General features: G+C 36.7%; 21 protein-coding genes and 1 riboswitch. Of the genes, 13 read left to right on the top strand and 8 right to left on the bottom strand.

Annotated elements, in window-relative coordinates; all coding sequences use genetic code 11:
• From FJR08_RS08915 to FJR08_RS08895, 5 genes are all read left to right on the top strand, one after another.
• Nucleotides 1-250, top strand: a 250-nt coding sequence (locus FJR08_RS08915; RefSeq protein WP_174783039.1) for a fasciclin domain-containing protein, incomplete at its 5' end; no start/stop codon positions are given.
• A 258-nt stretch (nt 251-508) separates the two neighbouring features.
• Nucleotides 509-649, top strand: a riboswitch (cobalamin riboswitch).
• 24 nt (nt 650-673) lie between these two features.
• Nucleotides 674-1456, top strand: a complete 783-nt coding sequence (locus tag FJR08_RS08910; protein ID WP_168632918.1) for an energy-coupling factor ABC transporter permease — start codon at nt 674-676, stop codon at nt 1454-1456.
• Nucleotides 1443-1745 carry an energy-coupling factor ABC transporter substrate-binding protein gene (locus tag FJR08_RS08905; protein WP_168632917.1) on the top strand — a complete coding sequence of 101 codons (303 nt, stop codon included), beginning with the start codon at nt 1443-1445 and terminating at the stop codon, nt 1743-1745. Before FJR08_RS08910 ends, FJR08_RS08905 begins: the two co-directional genes overlap by 14 nt.
• Nucleotides 1742-2554, top strand: coding sequence for a cobalt ECF transporter T component CbiQ (gene cbiQ, locus FJR08_RS08900; protein ID WP_168632916.1), 813 nt, complete (start codon nt 1742-1744; stop codon nt 2552-2554). Before FJR08_RS08905 ends, cbiQ begins: the two co-directional genes overlap by 4 nt.
• Entirely contained in the window at nt 2529-3359 is an 831-nt protein-coding gene (locus FJR08_RS08895; protein WP_168632915.1) for an energy-coupling factor ABC transporter ATP-binding protein, read from the top strand. The genes cbiQ and FJR08_RS08895 overlap by 26 nt, the downstream gene beginning before the upstream one ends.
• An 8-nt stretch (nt 3360-3367) precedes the next feature.
• Here FJR08_RS08895 and FJR08_RS23990 read toward each other — a convergent pair whose 3' ends face one another.
• Nucleotides 3368-3502 (bottom strand): hypothetical protein, encoded by a 135-nt coding sequence (locus FJR08_RS23990; RefSeq protein WP_256369717.1) that lies wholly within the window; start codon nt 3500-3502, stop codon nt 3368-3370.
• 208 nt (nt 3503-3710) lie between these two features.
• On the opposite strand from FJR08_RS23990, the gene FJR08_RS08890 reads away from it, so the two are divergent.
• Nucleotides 3711-4490 carry a hypothetical protein gene (locus FJR08_RS08890; protein ID WP_015080685.1) on the top strand — a complete coding sequence of 260 codons (780 nt, stop codon included), beginning with the start codon at nt 3711-3713 and terminating at the stop codon, nt 4488-4490.
• Nucleotides 4491-4700: 210 nt separating this feature from the next.
• Here FJR08_RS08890 and FJR08_RS08885 read toward each other — a convergent pair whose 3' ends face one another.
• From FJR08_RS08885 to FJR08_RS08875, 3 genes are all read right to left on the bottom strand, one after another.
• Complete coding sequence (locus FJR08_RS08885) at nt 4701-5726, bottom strand: serine hydrolase (protein ID WP_015080686.1); 1026 nt, start codon at nt 5724-5726, stop codon at nt 4701-4703.
• 371 nt (nt 5727-6097) lie between these two features.
• A complete protein-coding gene (locus tag FJR08_RS08880) occupies nt 6098-6370 on the bottom strand; it encodes a nucleoside recognition domain-containing protein (protein WP_041458070.1) in 273 nt (90 codons plus the stop codon).
• Entirely contained in the window at nt 6367-6489 is a 123-nt protein-coding gene (locus tag FJR08_RS08875; protein ID WP_148279055.1) for a FeoA family protein, read from the bottom strand. Before FJR08_RS08875 ends, FJR08_RS08880 begins: the two co-directional genes overlap by 4 nt.
• A 359-nt stretch (nt 6490-6848) precedes the next feature.
• Here FJR08_RS08875 and pyrE point away from each other — a divergent pair, with 359 nt between their 5' ends.
• Complete coding sequence (pyrE, locus tag FJR08_RS08870; RefSeq protein ID WP_168632914.1) at nt 6849-7466, top strand: orotate phosphoribosyltransferase; 618 nt, start codon at nt 6849-6851, stop codon at nt 7464-7466.
• Between the two features lie 97 nt (nt 7467-7563).
• On the opposite strand, the gene FJR08_RS08865 is transcribed toward pyrE, so the two are convergent.
• Both FJR08_RS08865 and FJR08_RS08860 read right to left on the bottom strand, forming a co-directional pair.
• The gene (locus FJR08_RS08865; RefSeq protein ID WP_168632913.1) at nt 7564-8874 is read right to left on the bottom strand and encodes a tetratricopeptide repeat protein; all 1311 of its coding nucleotides are present in this window, start codon (nt 8872-8874) and stop codon (nt 7564-7566) included.
• 93 nt (nt 8875-8967) lie between these two features.
• Nucleotides 8968-12066, bottom strand: a complete 3099-nt coding sequence (locus tag FJR08_RS08860) for a plasmid replication protein, CyRepA1 family (RefSeq protein WP_168632912.1) — start codon at nt 12064-12066, stop codon at nt 8968-8970.
• 496 nt (nt 12067-12562) lie between these two features.
• Between FJR08_RS08860 and FJR08_RS08855 the strand changes: the two genes are divergently transcribed.
• The 4 genes from FJR08_RS08855 (at nt 12563) to FJR08_RS08840 (ending at nt 14846) form a co-directional block, all read left to right on the top strand.
• On the top strand, nt 12563-12862 hold the full coding sequence (locus FJR08_RS08855) for a type II toxin-antitoxin system HigB family toxin (protein WP_168632911.1): 300 nt from the start codon (nt 12563-12565) through the stop codon (nt 12860-12862).
• Nucleotides 12846-13247 carry a type II toxin-antitoxin system HigA family antitoxin gene (locus tag FJR08_RS08850; RefSeq protein ID WP_254435719.1) on the top strand — a complete coding sequence of 134 codons (402 nt, stop codon included), beginning with the start codon at nt 12846-12848 and terminating at the stop codon, nt 13245-13247. The genes FJR08_RS08855 and FJR08_RS08850 overlap by 17 nt, the downstream gene beginning before the upstream one ends.
• A gap of 130 nt (nt 13248-13377) precedes the next feature.
• Nucleotides 13378-14394, top strand: coding sequence for a DUF262 domain-containing protein (locus tag FJR08_RS08845; protein WP_168632909.1), 1017 nt, complete (start codon nt 13378-13380; stop codon nt 14392-14394).
• Complete coding sequence (locus FJR08_RS08840; RefSeq protein WP_168632908.1) at nt 14391-14846, top strand: HEPN domain-containing protein; 456 nt, start codon at nt 14391-14393, stop codon at nt 14844-14846. The genes FJR08_RS08845 and FJR08_RS08840 overlap by 4 nt, the downstream gene beginning before the upstream one ends.
• A gap of 75 nt (nt 14847-14921) precedes the next feature.
• On the opposite strand, the gene FJR08_RS08835 is transcribed toward FJR08_RS08840, so the two are convergent.
• Entirely contained in the window at nt 14922-16568 is a 1647-nt protein-coding gene (locus FJR08_RS08835) for a Ppx/GppA phosphatase family protein (RefSeq protein WP_168632907.1), read from the bottom strand.
• A gap of 89 nt (nt 16569-16657) precedes the next feature.
• Between FJR08_RS08835 and FJR08_RS08830 the strand changes: the two genes are divergently transcribed.
• Nucleotides 16658-17539 (top strand): 4-hydroxybenzoate solanesyltransferase, encoded by an 882-nt coding sequence (locus FJR08_RS08830; RefSeq protein ID WP_168632906.1) that lies wholly within the window; start codon nt 16658-16660, stop codon nt 17537-17539.
• Between the two features lie 125 nt (nt 17540-17664).
• Nucleotides 17665-18243 (top strand): hypothetical protein, encoded by a 579-nt coding sequence (locus tag FJR08_RS08825; RefSeq protein ID WP_168632905.1) that lies wholly within the window; start codon nt 17665-17667, stop codon nt 18241-18243.
• A 204-nt stretch (nt 18244-18447) separates the two neighbouring features.
• Here FJR08_RS08825 and FJR08_RS08820 read toward each other — a convergent pair whose 3' ends face one another.
• Nucleotides 18448-19833 (bottom strand): PP2C family protein-serine/threonine phosphatase, encoded by a 1386-nt coding sequence (locus FJR08_RS08820; protein ID WP_015080697.1) that lies wholly within the window; start codon nt 19831-19833, stop codon nt 18448-18450.
• Between the last annotated feature and the right edge of the window lie 355 nt (nt 19834-20188).

Here is a 20188-nt window from a genome sequence, read left to right as displayed (position 1 = left end):
GTTGCAGCCAGAAAACAAAGCCACCTTAGTCAAGATTTTGACCTATCATGTAGTTCCTGGGGAAATTACTGCTAAAAGCATCAAGGCTGGTGATGTCAAAACAGTTGAAGGTGCTTCAGTAAAGATTCAAGTTAAGAAAGGTCGAGTCACTATAGGTAATGCTAAAGTTACCAAAGCAGATGTCAAAGCTAGTAACGGCGTAATTCATGTAATTGACAAAGTGCTGCTTCCCCCTGACGTGAAGTTGTAGAATTTTTTTCAAGCCAATAATTTGTGGGATGATTTGCAGAATAGTCTTGAGTTCTGGGGTGAGTAAATCAAACTCCAGAACCCATTGTTTTTACTGACGCGGTAAATTTCCAAAATGGTATTCAGTCTGTTGAGTTTCAACTTAGGTGTAACACAACTTTTAATGATTTGTAAGTAGTTAGGTAAATTGACACTAGATTTATTTTGCCACCTTGCAGATTAACAACGTGATATTGTGATTTATTTCTGATTCTAATGTGATATAGTTACCAAAATCGGTTCTGATGGGGAACAGCCATTGGACGTGAGGGGGAAAGTCTGGTGCAAATCCGGCGCTGTCCCGCAACTGTGAGCCATAATATGGTGAGTCAGGATGCCCGCCGATAAAAAAGAAAAGACGTTTATATAAATCTGCGAGGTACAGATGATATCTAGGAAAAAACCGGGGTTAGTTAATCTCATCTTCATGGCTGTTATTAGTTTTTACCTGGTAGTTAATTTTCCCAAACCTGCCTACGCAATGCACATTATGGAAGGGTTTTTACCTGTGCAATGGGCGATATTTTGGTGGGTTGTGGCATTACCATTTTTTGTTTTAGGATTGGGGAGTTTGACTCGCATTACCCAAGCTAACCCAGAATTGAAACTTTTGTTAGGTTTGGCTGGTGCTTTTACCTTTGTGCTGTCAGCGTTGAAAATCCCTTCTGTCACAGGTAGCTGTTCTCACCCCACAGGAACAGGGTTAGGTGCGGTGCTGTTTGGACCCCTGACCATGACAGTTTTGGGTAGCTTAGTATTGTTATTTCAGGCTTTGTTACTGGCACATGGTGGATTAACTACCTTGGGTGCAAATGCTTTTTCAATGGCGATCGCTGGCCCATTCGCAGCTTATTGGATCTATAATTTCACAATGCGCCTGAGTGGTAAACAAAAAATCGCCATATTTTTAGCCGCGGCTTTGGCAGATTTACTCACCTACATTATTACTTCTATCCAACTTGCCTTGGCTTTTCCTGCACCTGTGGGTGGATTTATCGCTTCATTTGCCAAGTTCGCGGGAATTTTTGCTATTACTCAAGTACCCTTAGCAATTAGTGAAGGATTATTAACTGTCTTGGTTTGGAACTGGTTACAATCTTATAATCCTCAAGAATTGGAACTTCTGCAATTAATTAAGGGAAAAAATCAAAGTCATGAACCAATCTAAAAAAAGTTTAAATAACTGGTTTTTAATATTAGGCGTTTTAGCTTTAGCAGTTGCACCTTTAATATTTGTGCGGGGTGGTAAATTTGCTGGTTCTGACGACAAAGCCAAAGCCGCTATTACAGAAATCCAACCTGAATATAAACCCTGGGTTAAATCAATATTTGAGCCAGCTAGTGGAGAAATAGCCAGTTTATTATTTGCTTCTCAAGCGGCGTTAGGTGCGGGAGTAGTTGGTTATGCAATAGGTATTTATAAAGGACGTTCCCAACAGCCAAAAAGTGAAGAATGACCCTACAACTAGATACTTTAGCTTATACTAATGAACTGAGAAGATTACCACCAGAACATAAACTTATTTTTGCATTGACGACTCTGATTATTTCTCTTTGCGCTCATCCTTTAGTCCAAATCTTGATAGTAATTTGGATGAGCATTTGGACAGTAATTTATGCAAAAATTCCGGTTGGTGTTTATTGGCGATTGTTAATGTTCACCATAGTTTTTTGTTTAACAAGTTTACCAGCACTAATAGTAAATGGAGTTGCAATTGCTGATGTGCAAATTGTCCAATTAGACTCATGGTATGGGCTAAATTTTGGACATTTCTATATTTATATCAGTCGTAGTGGCATTATTCAAGCATGGGGAATTGTAACTAGATCATTAGCTTCTACATCTTGTTTATATTTTCTCATGTTAACTGTCCCGTTCACAGAAATTTTGCAAACTCTCCGTCAGTTAAGATTTCCAGCACTTTTAACTGATTTGCTATTACTAATGTATCGGTTTATTTTCATTTTGCTCAAAACAGCTAATGAATTATTGACAGCACAAAATTCTCGCGGTGGCTATTCTAATTGGCAAACTAGCATGAAAAGTTTAGCATTATTAATTGGACAATTATTACAGCGAACTCTACAACAATATAGTCAATTTTCTCTAGGATTGCAAGCAAGGGGTTTTAGTGGTGAATTGCGATTTTGGCATCCCCGACGTTATCGTCCATCTCCACGATATACCATTGAAGCAATTTGTGGCTGTGTATTATTAATAGGATTAGAAATTTGCCAAAATGCAGGAATATTTACTCGAATTTGAGCAAGTACATTACACGTATCCAGGTTCACAAAGGCTACAACAATCAGCTTTGAATGGTTTAACCATGAAGATTCCTTCTGGAAAAAAGTGTGCCTTAATTGGACAAAATGGTTGTGGAAAAACCACACTTTTTTTATTAGCTAATGGACTTTATAAACCAAATTCTGGTATTGTCAAATGGTGTGGTAACCCGTTAATTTATAATCGTCAACATCTCAGTAAAATTCGCCAAAAAGTTGGTTTAGTATTTCAAGATCCAGAACAACAATTAGTAGCTTCTACCGTTGAGGAAGATATTTCTTATGGTTTGTGTAATTTAGGTTTACCGGAAACAGAAATTAAGAATCGAGTCGAACAAGCTTTAATTGAGTTTGGGTTAACTGATTTAGCAGAAAAGCCAGTACATCATTTAAGTTTAGGACAAAAAAAACGAGTTTCTATAGCTGATGTAATGGTACTACAACCACAACTTTTAGTATTAGATGAACCCACTGCATATTTAGATATTAAGCATACTCGAAACTTGATGAAAACTCTGAAAAAAATTCATGAAGATGGCAATACTCTATTAATGGCAACTCATGATTTAGATTTAGTCTATCGTTGGGCAGATTGGGTTTTTGTCATGGATAAAGGACAATTGATGCTAGAAGGAACACCAGAAGATGTATTTAGCCAAAGTCTACTTTTAGAAGAATTAGAGTTGGGTGTACCATTAATATATGAAATGCTAGTTAATGGGTTATCTCCTGAAGAGGGAATAATTATAGAACGAGTCCGACAACGAATATTAAAAGATGGTTGAAAATGGATTTAACCGTATATATTTTTGTGAATATATTGTAGTAGTCTGTCAAGAACTAAATGACGGGTAAATAAATTTTCCTTCTTCCTTCTCCCTTCGCGCTCTTTGCGTCCTTCGCGGTTCATTTCTTCTTTATGCGTCAAAATGTCTTTAACAGACTAGTAGGTTGGGTTAAGCGACAGCGCAACCCAACAAAATTCCGACAATGTTGGGTTTCCTTGCGTCAACCCAACCTACTTGTAAGTTAAATGTCAAAAGACAGTCTGTCAAACATTTATTATTATGTTGAAAAGATAAAAAAGGGATTCTTTACAGTAAACTAACTAATTAATCTCTTTGCGGAAATTGGATATGCAGCTTCAAGAAGTCTCTAACGTTGCAGTCATTGTTGGTGAAAATGCCGTTACCCTTTCTCAACTACCTTCTGTATGGCAAGATATCGCTAAAGGTAGAGCAAACGTCAGATTCAGTAATCCACAAATTTATGTGGAAATGGCGCAGTTATTTCAATATAAACTGCAATATGGTGATGTTGATTTGTTTAATGAACGCCCCCATTTATCTCATTTAATACCGTCATTTTCCCAGCTATTTGGACAAATGGCACAGGAAACTCTGGAATTTTATGGACATGACTTTATGGTTCACAACTATCCGAACTTTGGAGAAGTTCTACATAATTTTGAATCAAAGGGTTCTGAATACAATAACGAAGTAAAAGTAGCTCGTATTGGTTTAGAACTTTTTGATGAATTTGGATATGATTTACCAGCTAGTTTCTATCATGTACATTTAGCTCCAATTTATCGAGATCATGTGTTTGAAGAACGGGCTTTAAGATTTGATCAACGGGATATAGAACATAAACGTTCTTGGGATGCTATTCTCCACGCAGGTAAGGTATTTGCAATCCAAATGAAGGTACAAAGTATCGCCTCCAAATACGGGTTTACCTATCAACATGGCTGTGGTTGTAACTCTCATTTATCTTCCATTGATGAATCTTCTGGTGCATTTGCGTATGAATTAAGTTTGGAAAAACGTCAACGCTGGATTCGCAGTTTTATCTGGACAGCTTGGTATGAGTATGCAATATTTCCCATTGTGCCAAATACCAGTTATCTTGTTTAAGAGAAGCTAGTAATAATCTGTTGGGGTAATGGTGGATTTATATCTCCCATTCATTATTGGATCTGATGATGTTTGTAATCGCGTGAAAAATCCAAAATTTTAATCACTTCATATAAAGAATAATGTATAGACACATCTTTATATGAAGTGACTTTCCCACAAACTTGTTTAGATTTAGAAATAACTTCTACTGTAATTTGTGTAGATTTACTAGCTTCTTTGGGTACTTAGTTTTGGTTGGTCAAAATAACCATAGACTACCTGAGAAACTTGACGAATAAAATCTTTTGCTCTAGCATCATGATTCGGTCTTTGCACAAAAACTCCTGCTAAATAACGCTTACCTGATGACGTTTCAATGATACCTGCATCTCCTAATATAAACCTAAGTGTTCCTGTTTTGTGCGCTATCTTCGCCCCAGAACCTAAACCAGAAGGTAATAAACTTCTATTCCGACAACCATTCATAATACCTATTACTTGTAATTCACTTGTATTGGAAACTAACTGATTATTTTCCATCAAAGCTGATAGTTTTACCAAATCTTTAGCGCTGGTTTTATTAGTTCCTTTAAAATCTCCCAGTCTGTTTCGCATAACAGTATTTTCCAATCCCCAACTGCGAAATTTTTGATTTAATTGAGTAATCCCGCCTAAACGATCTATGATCATATTCGTTGCAGTGTTATCGCTAATAGTCATCATCCTAGTTGCAGTTTCTAAGAGACTAAACTTACTTCCCACCTTTGCATATTGCATATTTCCAGAGCCACCAACTATATGTTTCCTGCCCATTACTAAAGTTTCATCTAATTGAATTTCTCCAGCATCTACTTGCTGAAACAAAGCAATTAAAATCGGATATTTAATTGTACTAGCAGCCGCAAAAGATTTATCTCCATTAATGCTTAAATAATCCCCTGTTTCCAAGTCCATAAAGAAAATTCCAGGAGAGAGAAATTTGTAGCGAGCCATTAATGTTTTAATGGGAGTTTGTAGTTCTGAAATTTCTCTTCCTAAAGGCAATATACCAGTGAAGTTACGAGTATCTGTTGGACTGATATTGCTGACAGAATCAGGGGGAATAAATTTAATTTCTGGCAATTGTACATTTGATTTATTTAAACTCCAGCGACTTGGGTTCTCAAGCTGGTTGTTATCAGAATTTGCCTTAACTGGTAAAGATAATAAAAGAGTAGTTGTGATACTAAATAGGAGTAATGAACGTAGTTTCATGTAGTTTTGTGAGGAGAGGATTGAAATTACTTACAGATACTTTCTAAACAAGTAAATGAAATCAGGATTGATTGATTTAGGAATTTTTTTCAGCAAGTCATTCTGGTTAACTTTCTTTTGATAATTCCCAAATTTAGATTCCATAAAACAAATTAGCACTCAAAAATTGTCCGGGTAAGAAAAAAGTCACTTTTAAGGCATTAAACAGCACGAATCTTTATTTTACTTACAAATAATGCGTTGGCAGTTATGGTATTCCCATACCGTAGCATCCATTAAGGAAAATTAGCAAATAAGCAACTAGTTACTTGCCTCACCGTACCAACGACTACTATACCACCATTATGCAACTCCGAAAATTGCTATAAAAATTAAAATCCTAAAGCTCTTGCACTTTGATAGAAAATAAAACTTGCTACCCAAGCTAAACCAATAGACCAAACTACAGATATAACTGCAAATTTCCAGCTTTTCGATTCACTTTTGATCACGGCAACAGTTGACAAACAAGGGACATAAAGCAGAGTAAATAACATAAAACTATAAGCCTGTACCCAGTCTATTTGATGGGCAATAGTCCCCATTAAATCTGCACCCTCAGCCTTACCAATCTTGATTTTTGCCATCATCAAATCTACTGTCATCCCCGACGCAACATCACAATTTGCCTACCGGTGCGGAAACCCATTGCTAGAAGGCGCTGTTGTAATCCAGATTCACTGTGCAGTTGAGTAATTGTGGCAATTTGACCAGGCTGTAACAAGCCAAGATGATTTCGTAGTGAGGGCTTCAGCCCTCAAATGAGGAATAAATTCCTCACTACAAACTTTGAATTGTTCAAGCGGTTCTACTTAACTCCTTTAAAGAGTATGGAACTTTTATCTAATACCGTAGCGATTATGTTGTTTTACAACATCTACAATTACTTTATCTTTCGAGGTAAGGTAGTCATCAGCGAAGAGGGAGATTGACACTCTCAGCGCGAAAGCCAAGCTCGTTTCTGCGGACAGAATTAAATTAATTTAATTCTCGCTAGGTTTTGGGTGAATCTTAATTTATGCTTAATAAATATAACTCTATTGAGTTTCAATTTTGGTTTAACACAACTTTTAATTGTTTGTAATGTCTTATTCCACTCAAACCTCTAGCAACTCAGATATTTGGGCAGTTACCACTGATTTAACTACTCTCCGTCAAAAGCTACTAGATTTATTTTGCCAGCTTGCGTATCAAGAAGGTGATTTTGTTCTTTCCTCTGGACAACGTAGTTCTTACTATATTAATGGTAAACAAGTCACACTCCATCCTCAAGGTGCTTTGGCTATGGCGAGGTTATTGTTACCAATGTTGCCTGAAGATACTCAAGCTGTAGCTGGTTTAACTTTAGGTGCTGATCCGATTGTCTCCGCAGTTAGTGTGGTTTCTGTGTATGAAAATAGACTGATACCAGCTTTAATTATTCGCAAGGAAGCCAAGGGACACGGGACAATGGCTTACATTGAAGGTCCCAGTTTACACCAGGGGGCAAAAGTCGTAGTTTTGGAAGATGTGGTAACAACTGGACAATCTGCACTCAAGGCTGTGGAGCGGTTACAGGCGGCTGGTTATACGGTAGATAGGGTAATTTCCCTAATAGATAGATTGCAAGGTGGTGGGGCGTTATATGAGTCGGCTGGGTTACAGTTTGAGGCTTTATTCACAATTCAGGATCTTCAAAAACGCTATCGAGAAATTAACTGAGGAGTCAGGAGTCAGGAGTCAGGAGTCAGGAGGAAGAAAGAAGAAAGAAGAAAGAAGAAAGAAGAAAGAAGTTTCTCCCCTGTTCCCTGTTCCCTATTCAAGTCTGAGACATTTTGGCAATCAGATTGGTAATTTCCTGATAATATCGCGTGTTTCCTGACTGAGAATAGAGATCAGCAGATTTACGGAAATCAGCGATTGCGTCTAGCTGATTCCCTAAATGTCTATGTATGTCTGCTCTAACTAAATAAGCTAAAGGATAGCGTGGTTGTAATTGGATAGCTTGGTTTAAATCTGCTAATGCGGTATTTAATTCTCCTAGCAGAAAGTGACTACGACCGCGATTAAACCAGTCTTCAGCTAAATTAGGGTTAATGCTGATGGCTTGAGTATAATCTGATATAGCTTTTTGATACTCCTTTAGGGCATAACGAGCATTAGCGCGATCGCTATAAAATACAGCAGACTGGGAATCTAATCGTAAAGCTTCAGTAAAATCACTAATTGCTCCTGTAAAATCTTTAGCTATATAGCGACTACTTCCTCGATGATAATATGCTGCTAAAGAATCAGAATCTATCTTTAATGCTTGGTTATAGTCTTGAATAGCTGTTTGTATATTACCTAACAACTTGTAAGCATCTCCTCGCTTACAGTAAGCTGAGGCAAATTCTGGAGATACTTCTATAGCTTGAGTATAATCTGCAACTGCACCAATAAGATCTTGTATAGCTTCTCGTACCATGCCCCTTCCATAGTAAGCTGTTGCTAAATGAGGATCAATTTGTAATGCTTGATTATAATCAATAATCGCATTTTCATAATTTCCCAGGTGGTGATGTGCATTTGCTCGAAAACCATATACTGAAACTAATGTAGGATTAATTTGTAATGCTTGGTTGTAATCTTTAATGGCATTTTCATAATCTCCCAAATTACTATGGACTAAACCCCGCTCATAGTATGCTTGAATATCATCAGGAACTATTTTTAATGCTTGATTAAAATCAGCAATTGCTTGATAATAATCTTGAATACGGGCATAAACTAAACCCCGATTGTAGTAAGCTGCACCAAATTTAGGATTAATTTCTAGAGAACGATTATAATTAGAAATTGCACTTTGATATTCTTGCAAAGCATAATAACTGTTACCCCGATTATGGTAAGCTTCAGGAAAATTAGGATTGATTTTTATACATTGATTATAATCAGCAATAGCTTTTTCATAATTACCTAAAATATGAAAAATATTACCTCGATTAATATAAGCCATCGAAAAATTAGCATATAATTCTAAAGCCGCATCAAAATTAGCAAGTGCTTGTTGATAATTACCATCATGATAATGATCTAAACCCTGTTGGTGTAAAGCATTAACAACATCAAAATCAATATTTTTATTCATTTTGTAACTTGTAAGCACACAAAATAGATTTTACCACAGATAGATCAGATAGATCCCTGATTTCTTTGAGAAGTCGGGGATCTGTTTTTTTGTTTAACTTATCAGTACAGCTTCCTGTTGAGACTTTTTAGATAAATCTACAATTTCACATTCCATATTATGTAAAGTAGTTAACATCAAATCATCACGGTGTTGCCAAACTGCAAATATTTTATCTCTACCATCATTTAGAGTGTCTAAATCAATTTTATAACCATCATTGACTTGCTGTAATTTCAAACCTAACAAACCTAAAAGTCGGCTTAATAACTTAATTCCCGCAACAGATTCTTTACCTCTAACTAAATCAATACCTAAAGCGCGTTTAATATGTCTACTACTTTGTCCAGCTACATTTTTTAGCCAAATTAAATCAGCGTCATTTTCACTAAATACTCTTTCTGTTTCCAGAAATTGCATTATTCCCAAAGCCCGCATAGCTTCTACTTTCAACGTATAGGTTCTTAAATCTGGGAGAAAAACTTTACCTTCACCCCACAATAACTGCTGACTCCATTCTTGCTGATCTTTCACATGAAAATATTCACTTTCATGAGTCAGATAATAATGAATTAATAATTGTCCATAATAACCTTTTTCATCCTGGATTTTGAGTTGGGGAGTAACTACAATTCCATACCTTTGTCTGAGAATATATTTATCAACTTGATGACGTTCTCCATTGCTGAGAGAATGTTTAGTTAATAGCTGTTCATATTCCACATAGTCAATATCTTTAGCATTAGCTACAGAATTTGCTGCTGCTGATTGATTTTGCTGCTTAATTTCTTTGATTTTACGTTTAATTTCCTTGGCTTTTTGAAGACTTTGTCCCCAATCTTTTTGCACTTTAACAATTTCTACAATTAACCGTTTGCGATTTTCTACATCACTAGGTTCAGTGGCAAAAAAGGCTAAACGCAAATCACGAAGAATGTTATTTTGGACTTCATTACTTCGCATTTGAATTTGATGACCATCAGTTATTAATCCATCTTGCATTGATTGCCGATAAAGACGAATAGAAGCATTTACCCTAGCAGATAATTTTGCCCAAGTGCGTAAATGAATAGGATCATAAACTAGAGGTAAATCTACATCTATTTTATGTAATGGACTTAATAAAGCTAAGTTTTCTTTTTGATTTTCTTGATACCAATTAGACAGTAACCGATAATTTGTACTACCACTACCAATTAAGCCAATACCGCGTTTAGCACACCAAACAATACGGGGAACATTATCCCTAACTCTTGCTAAAGCTTGACGGGCTTCTGAGTCAGGAATTACCCCTTGAAAAATGCCATAAACTCGGTCAAAATGTTGAACATCAATACTAATTCCTGTTCCCAAACTAGGGGTAACAAAAACAGTATCATAATCAGTGATTTTTTGATTAATAGCAGCTATCAAATCAACGGCTGCATGACCAGGTGTATTAGTAGTATGACTACTAACTACTAAAGTTTCAGGAAATTCTCTTCTGAGTTTCTGTAAACGTTCTTTTAAATAACGTTCAATAGTTTCACAACTGTAGCGGCCAGAACGACTATCAGTAGTAACATAGCATTTACGTCCAGCAATTAAATCTAATTCTAATTGATGAATTAGGGGTGTGGGATTGGGTGAATCATAAAAAGTTGTATCCCAACCTTTTTCCGGTTTCCATTCATTGACAACTACCCAAGGATTTAATTTAATTCCGGCTAAGGTCTGTAAATATTCTAAAGATACATCTGATAAATCGGCATCTTGGGCAATTATCAAACCTCCTGTTGTGAGAACTGTAGAAATTAGTTTTTGGAAAATACGAAGAATTTTAACTCGTTTTTGTTTACAGGTATTACTATTGAGTAAATGCCATAAAGACTGCTCAACCTCATCTAAAATTAATATTGCACCGTGCCAATCTTCGGGTTTTAATTTCCAAATTGAATCTACACATAATCCCAAAGATGGCGTAATTGGTAACGGACACTTAACAGCTACTTCATCAGCTTCTATCCGCCATGATTCATGCTCAAAACCCCATTTAATCCCGATTTTATCACATAAAAACCGTCCTAAGATGATTCTATGGGTAATTAATAAAACTGGTTGATTATGATTTTTTGCTCGTTGAACAATGCTTTGTAATGCTGTGGTTTTACCTGTACCCTTGGCTGATTTCACTCCTACTAAACCAGAGGTAGGAAAGGCAATTTTTCCCAAATAAGGACGGTTAACAGTAAGTGCAGCGGGAATTGTTAACTCTGTATGGGGTTTGGTTTGGGCAATATAAATATCTAAATCTACACTTTGACGGTAAATTTTATCAAAGGCTGTTGCACCTTTAGCAATAATAAATTCATCAACTCCTTTTTCTTTTCCTGGAAGTTCGACAACTTTAACAGGACAGTTTTGTTGTTGAAATAAACAACCCAATTGGGAAATAGCATTATTTACAGCCGCAATTTTTTTAGCTTGAGTTTCAAAATCAAAACAAATATAAAAGTTGCGTTTTATGTTTGTAAATACTGCTAAATCAGGTATTAATTGCCGCCGGGTAACTTTACCAAATTCATCTTTAATAACTCGATAACCGCTATTAATACCAGGAATAGCAATAGCAACATATCCTTGGCTTAAAAGGGCTGCGGCTTTTTTCACACCTTCACAAATGACAATGGCTATTTTATTTTTAATTACCCATGACCAAAAACCTTCGGCTTCATCATCATGATTAATAGTAATATTTTCCGGTAAATTTAAGTTGTAACGTTGGCCAACTTGTTGCCAAATTTGTAAGGATATGCGTAAACAAAATATGCGTGTGGGGGTGCTGGGAGGATGTTCATATTTGATGGATTTGCCCTTTTGATTTTGTCGCGGTTGGTTGGGTTTAAAACATCCCCATTCCATCTTATGCCAATTATTGAGAGGGTCGAGTCCCGAACACCACCAACCACCTTCTGTAATGTGGCTATACCGCTGTAACCAAGCGTTTTTAATCATCCCTGTATTGGTGCGAGGGAGTTGGTCAGAAATCAGCAAATATTCATAAGCATTTATGCCTTGAAGCGATTTGAAGTTTAAACGAATTAAGTCTAAGTTTATACCACTACTCTTGACTAATTCTTCAAGGTGTTGTTGATGTAAAGAATGCAGATGCATAAGCTGAAGCAGCTAAGGAATATAACGAGATTAAAACTTTAGCATGGCTAGGCTGATTTTTTATAAAAGAAATTCTTAAATTTCAGTGTTATATTTTTTACTTTGTTTATATAAATACTTCTGTGAATATATCAAGGTGTGGTTATGGCTATGCAACCGTAAACATAATAAATTTGTATTGTGATATTTATATATATATAATTTTTAGTTATAGGTACAGGACTTACACAACTGGTACATTGGTAGCGATCTCGTACCCTACGGGAAGCAAGCTACGCAAAGCGTCCCGGAGGGAACTAGTACATCACGGCATAAATAAAGCAACCATATTCAATCGCCAAAAAGCCTACTGTATATTAGTTTTGACTTTTGACTTTTGCCCTGCGGTACTAGCCCGACTTAAGAATCGCACAACAAACCATCTAATTTTGAGAATGTGATATTGTTGTAATAACTGTATAAAATTATTGGCTGCTCAAGTTTAAATTAAAGTTTAATGCACGTTATCAGCCGAAAAAAGCTTAGAGAATATTGTCAAGAACACGCAGACTGTTGTGAACCTCTTGATGACTGGTATTTTACTGTTAGTAAAGCTAATTGGGGTAATTTAGTAGAAGTACAGTCTGTTTATCCCAAGGCTGAATCTGTTGGTAATTTGACAGTTTTCAATATTAAAGGCAATAAATACCGTTTAATTGCTAGTATTAATTATGAGAACCAGGTCATCTATATTAAATATGTCTTAACTCATGCAGAATATGACAAAGACTACTGGAAAAATGACCCTTACTTTTGATTCAGAAGTTTACAGCAAATTACTTTCTCAGTCTCAACCGCGAGTTATTAAAACTGAGGAAGAAAATGATCGACTTTTAGCAGTTGTGGAAGATTTGCTTTCGCGTCCTCGTCTGACAGCAGAAGAAAATGCTTTGTTGGAATTATTGGTAAGGCTAATTGAAGATTTTGAAAGTCAGCATTATCAGCTAAATGTTTCTACCCCTCGTTCGAGAATTTTACATTTATTGGAAGCACGGGATTTAGAAATAGGTGATTTAGTTCCTGTTTTGGGTTCGAGTGAATTGGTTTCTCAGGTAATTAATGGTGAGGTGGGAGTGACGCGAGAACAAGCTGAGATGTTAGGGAAGTTTTTTCACGTTGATGCAAGTTTGTTTGTTGTGTAAAAGAGTCAAAAGGGACACGGTTTATGGCAATCTGATAGATATTATTTAAATAAACTGGCAGATGAGCTACGATCTAAGAGGATGTGCAACCATTGCACTAATATAGTAAGTATAAATGTATAAATAACCTATGAACTACGACATACAAAAAACCGAAAGTCCAAGACTAGAAGTTGAGTATTACGGGGCTGATTTTCCTGTTGATACATTAGTAAAACGAATGGAAGAACAAGAATTTATTATTCCGGGGTTTCAGAGAGACTATGTTTGGAATGAAGAAGAAGCATCACGCTTTATTGAAACCTTGTTATTAGGTCTTCCTAGTCCTTCACTCTTCCTTGCTAAAGATAAGTTTTCTAAAAAATATCTGGTTATAGATGGACAACAACGCCTGAAAACTTTGCTGTATTTCTTTCAAGAATATTTTCCAAATGGGAAAGTATTTAAGCTTAAAGGTGTCGTCCAACAGCTAGAAGGATTAACTTATTCCACATTACCTTCATCTGAGCGTCGTGAGCTTGATAATGCAATAATCCACTGTATAATCATATCTGAAAGTTATGATCCGCGGGGGATATTTTATCTATTTGAACGACTGAATACTACTGGAACTCCGTTAAATCCCCAGGAAATTCGCAATGCTATTTATCATGGTTCTTTTAGTGAACTGCTTCAAGATTTATCAAATAATGAAACCTGGAGAGAGCTTTATGGTAAGGATGATCTTAGGGCTAATGAACAAGAGCATATTTTAAGATTTTTAGCTCTCCATTTTGATTTAGAAAATCATTCGGGAAATATGACAAATTTTCTCAATCAATTTATGTTAAAAAACAAGGATTTGGATATAATTTCCGAAAGTGAGATAAAAAGTATATTTTCCAAAACAATAGATTTTTTGAAAAATTGTATAGGCTCTAAAGTTTTTCATCCTAGAAAATCATTTAATACACTTCTTTTTGAGAGCATTATGCTTCTAACTGCTCAAGAGTTAGAAAAAGATTTGGAATGTTCAAAATTTAAAAAGTTTTACGATTTGCTGATTAATGATGAGCGTTTTCGGTTACGTTTTAGAAATCCTGGCATAGCAAATATTATGAGGAGACAGGAGTATGTGAAAGAGCTTTATAGAGATACACATTTATGAATCCATCTATATTAGCTCATCGTCAAAGAATAGATAATCTATTTAAAAAAGTTGCCCTTTTTGAAGAACTAGAGATTAAAAGTGAATGGTCAAAATATTTATGTATATTGGTATCAGGATTCATTGAGGAATCTTTAAGAGTTTTATTAGAAAAATATTGTGAAAACAAAGCTTCAGAAAATATTCAAAAATTTGTTGGAAAGAAGATAGATAATATAACGAACTGTAATACAAATAAAATGAGAACAATATTGGATGAATTTAGCTCAGACTGGTCAAATGAATTCACCAACAGAATAAATGATCAAATAAAAACCGCTATAGATAACGTGGTTGGAAATCGCCATAAAATAGCTCATGGTAGAAGTATAACTATGAGCTACCACAATATATCGACCTACTATAATAATGTCAAAAAAGCTGTAGAAATTTTGGAGGAAATAATCAAGTAACTAATATTGAATTTACTAAGATACAGAAATAAATGCTAAAAGGTTTGTGATGCGGACAAGATGCCCGCTACCAGTTTAGATAGAAGGTGATGTATTCATTAATATTGCCACAAATTTTAAACCAAATTCTTCTTCAAAAACTCCTTTTTTGTAATCCAAACTCCACATTTCTAAGGCACATTCATCATCAATTAATGATGGAAATATCAACATCTTAAATTCTTTGAAGTTGGGAACATATTCACATTGAACATGAGAAATAGCCCCTATTTGTCTTCTGTCTAAAGCAACAGCTAACCTTAAAATTGCACTGAGTTGATTAACCATTGTCCGATGTTCTTTGTGCAATAGATTCCGATAGCTTTCATGTTTTTTCTTGGGTAGAGATTTGCGGTGATAACGGGCTATATTGGCAATAATTTCGATTTCGGTTTCGTTATAACCCAGTAATTCACCATTTCTAATTAAGTAGTATGAATGTTTGTGGTGTGCAGAATGGCTGATATAGTGACCACTATTGTGTAAAATGGCAGCAGCCCATAGTAATTGACGTTGATCTGCATTCCAATAATGTAATTGTCCTTTGGTTTGGTCAAATATATTAAGTGCAAAAGCGGTAACACGCTCGCTATGTTCTAAGTTAGTTTGATATTTTTTGGCAGTTTTTAATACACTGCGTTCCCGAATGGAACTTTGAAACCGCAGTCTGTTGTCAATGAAGCCATGAGTTAGCATCCAGTCTACAATTACGCCTTCCCTAAGAGACCGTTCACAGACTGTTACGGATTGTACTCCTAACAAGGTCATTGCTTCCTGTAAAATTACTGCCCCTGAAAGTATCACTTCTGACCTTTTTTCTGGCATTCCCGGAACGGTAGCCCGTTCTACATTGGTCATTTTGCGTAAGCGATTTACCCAGGTTCGCAAGTCTTGGAGACTGAATTGATACCCATTGAGGGTGGAAGGAACAAGACCTAATTTTTCCCGCGCATGGATGGTAGCGATGGTTTCTATTGTCCCAGATGTGCCGATTAACTGGGGAGAATCGCCAATTTTGAGTTTTCCTTGCACTTCTTCCACCGAACGTTCTAGCATTCCTCTAGCGTAAGCTTGGAGGTATTTAAATTCGGTTTCGCTGATGGGATCTGAGGCGATTAATTCCCCAGTTAAGCGCACTGCACCAACTTTTGTACTGGTGAGGCTGCGAGGTTCTTCACTGTCTCCTAAAATCAATTCTGTTGAACCACCACCAATGTCAATTATGATGTGTGGTTTGTTGTTAAATTCCATCCCCGACAATACACCTAAGTAGATGCGACGGGCTTCTTCGGGTCCGGAAATTAAGTCAACGCTTAAACCGACTTCGGTTTCGACTTGGTGGAGAAATTCTTGACCGTTGGGAGATTCCCGGACTGCACTTGTCGCCACAGCAACAATACTATTTGTCCCTAAGCTGTCAGCAAGAGTTTTAAACCTTCCTAAACAGGCGATCGCTTTCATCATCACTTCCGGTTTTAATTCGCCAGTAATTAAATTGCGATCGCCTAATCTCACCGTTTCCTTTTCTCTGGCAATAATGGTAAAAGATGGTAAAGTTGCTTCAATTTTTACCACCACCATGTGTAAAGAATTTGTACCAATATCAATGGCTGCAATCATCTGATTTTCTTGAGCTGATTCACTAGGTTTATTTTCCCAGTTAGCCGAGATTAAATTTACCATCTTGTTTTGTGAATAGATGAATAGGGACTGGAGGACAAATAGCAAATCAGGATATTCTATAAATGTAAAGATATGTTAAATAAGCAAATATGTTGGAGACACCAAAAACCAACCAAGAACCATTATGGCTTGTAATTATCCGGCTGTTAAGGTGGAATAAACCAGAAGGTAGGTTAATTCTGATGATACCCGCATTGTGGGCGGTATTTTTAGCCGCTGGGGGTAAACCACCGTTACCCCTGGTGGGAGTGATTATTTTTGGTAGTATTGCCACCAGTGCGGCTGGATGCGTAGTTAATGATTTATGGGATAGAGATATTGATCCCCAAGTTGAGAGAACACGCGATCGCCCCCTTGCATCTCGCGCCCTTTCCGTTAAAATTGGCATTGTGGTGGGGATAGTCTCCCTCGTCTGTGCCGCAGTTGTCGCTTTCTATCTTAACCCTTTAAGCTTCTGGTTGTCTGTGGCCGCAGTTCCGGTAATTGTCCTTTATCCCGGTGCGAAACGGGTCTTTCCTGTTCCCCAATTGGTGCTTTCGATTGCTTGGGGTTTTGCGGTTTTAATTAGTTGGAGTGCTGTTACAGCTAATATTACAGCACCGACTTGGTTGCTTTGGGGAGCGACGGTACTATGGACATTAGGATTTGATACCATTTATGCCATGAGCGATCGCCAAGATGATCAACGCATTGGCATTAATTCTAGCGCTTTATTCTTTGGTAAATATGCCCCTACAGCGATCGCTGTTTTCTTGATTGGTACGGTTATTCTCTTAGCTGGAGTCGGTTTATTAGTTAATTTAAACACAGCATTTTGGATCAGTTTAATTTTGGCTAGTATGGGCTGGATTTGGCAAATTATCCGCTTACAACAGCCTGAAATCCCTCATCCTGCTTATGGAGAAATGTTTCGCCAAAATGTCTGGATTGGTTTTTTAATGTTAGCGGGAATGATTCTTGGTTCTTTGTGAATTTGTCATCAATTTAACCAAATCAAAATTTTTCTGTCAATCTAACTCAAGCTAGATTCAAAACTATCAGGACTACTGTTTTAAAGGTTGGGATATTAATCTACAAGCTAGATGCAACCAACGGAATGAAGCGATCTATTTTAGTTAAACTCGCTCCAATAATTTTACTGTCCCTGGGTAGTTTTGGTCTAGTTATTGGCAGTTTCTGGATGAGTAAAGCTGCTAGTAAAACCAAACAATTACAGTTAATTACTGATACATCACAATATCAAGAAATCCGTAACCACCAATGGGCTGATATTCAACAAATTCAACATTTTCCCGGACAAATTCCTAGTGATTCTCAAGTTTTACAAATGGCTTATGCTTCGGGATTAACTCCCGGAAGTAATTCTTTACAACTGCGGATCAAAGAACCACAAGCAAAGATTAAAAACCTGCTGACACAGTACAAAAAAATCTCTCAGCATCAATACCAGGGTGGGAATACAAATACTCATAGTAACCAACCCAACGGCGTACCGACAACATTCTTTTATACTAGCGATTCAGAAACAGAAACCTTTCCTAGCAGTTATGAAATATTAGTATTAAAAGCCGAAGATAAAAGCCAACCTGGTGCAAAATGGAATCATGGTAATAGTCATGGAGTCGCAATTGATGTTGCATCTTCAGAAATTATCTATTGGGCGGAAAAATGGTAAAAGCAGGAGTAAATTCAATCCCTGAAGAATAGAATTTATATTTGATTTGTGGACATTGTAAAAGTCAGATCCCCGACTTCTTAAAGAAGTCGGGGATCTTGTGTTATGTAGTCTTTGCATAAGTATTGGTAGCGATCGCTCTCCCAGCGGATTTACCTGACACTGTGAATCAAATTCTGGACATAGAATTTTTACCATAACTAATCACACAATCTGCAAAACCACCAACGTCATATCATCGGTATTTTGCCTATCAGCACCGATAAATTGCTGAACTTGATCAAATAGATATTCCACAATTTCCTGGGGACTATTGCAATACTTACAAGCCGTTCTGAAAGATGTAACAAAATTATCTTCATCAAAGCGATCGCCACCAGCCGCCGCTGCATCAGTCAAACCATCAGTATAATAAATAACTGTGTCCCCAGATTCTAACTGAACCTGAGCATCTTGATATTCGCTATTGGCATCTAAACCAATTAACATCCCGAACGTATCCAAACGGCTCACAGTTTTTGTCGCTGCGTGCCACCATAAAGGCGGATTATGGGCGGCATTACTATAAGATAAAATTCGCGTTTGCGGGTCATATTCTGAATAAAACATCGTCACAAAGCGGTGGGAATTTTCCAAATCCGCATACATAACCCGATTCAAATTTTGCAAAATTCCCGCTGGGGAATTACCATGCAATACTTCACCTCGTAGCATTCCCCGCAACATCGTCATAATCAAACCTGCGGGAACACCTTTACCCATCACATCCCCAATTACCAAACCCCAACTGGCATTTTCTGGAGATGCTTGTGGTTTGGGCTTTAACTGGTTTTGATTAGTGGGAATAAAATCATAGTAGTCACCACCAACATGATTAGCCGGTTTACAACGGGCTGCTAGAGACAAACCAGGAATATTTGGACATTGACGCGGTAAAAGTCGGCGTTGAATTTCTGCACCAATTTCTAATTCTTGATCTAAACGTGCTTTTTTTCTTAATTCTACAGATAATTCATCATTGTCAATCGCAACTGCGGTTTGGTCTGCCACTAACCGCACTAATTTTTGTCTAGTTTCTGTCCAACTATATTCTGGATCACGACTCAAAACATACAGCCAACCCCGTTCTGTATGCTTAACTAAAATAGCTGTCCCAAAGATTTGGACATCTGGACCTAAAACGGCGTGCATTTGGTCATCTAGAATGCCTGTGGAAATGGCAGCAGGACCAGAATTAGTTAAAAGAGTAATTTGACTACTGGCAGTTTCTAGGGCTTTTCTAATATTTTTTCGTTGCTGAGTATCTTGCCAATGTAGTTGTTCTAATCTAATTTGTCCATTGGGTTTATAAAGAAAAAGTGCGCTACCTTCCGCATCTGTCACTCTGGTAGCCATGAGGGGAATCAGTTCCAAAAACTGATTTAAATTATTAAAGCTTCTGAGGGCAAATCCTAAGGAACTCAGCAAGTCTTGAATTTTATTTTGTTCTCGATGCAGCCTGGACACAAGTTCTTTGAGTGCCACCACAGGAGTGACATCTGTGGTGGTGCTGCTATTACTATCAGTAGGATGGGGGGGAAATTGTGACACAGGTTAATATTGCAGTTGAGAATAGCAAATGTGTGATTCTTTATAAATACTCTTTCTTGATAAATTGTGAGATCATATTCAACGAAATTCGTGATTTTAGCAAGAGTAGAAGAAATGTTGAAGGTAATTTTTTAAGTCTTGGTTAATGCTGAGGACATTTTTGATGGTTAATTTTCCATGATGATAAATTTTCTAATTTGTCAAAAATAAATCTTTGGGAATCGGTAATTTTTATGATTAATTAACAGCCCCTAATTCTTTCACAACTGAATCAACCCTTCATATATCTTGAGAAATAAAAGTTTGCGATTAGCAAAATTACCTCTATTCCTGAGAGAATATATATTAAGAATCA

Origin of the sequence: Dolichospermum sp. UHCC 0260, from assembly GCF_009711985.1 — a bacterium.
GTDB classification, from domain to species: domain Bacteria; phylum Cyanobacteriota; class Cyanobacteriia; order Cyanobacteriales; family Nostocaceae; genus Dolichospermum; species Dolichospermum lemmermannii.
Note: the sequence above shows the minus strand (reverse complement) of the source record. Positions and strands in the feature narration are given on the sequence as shown.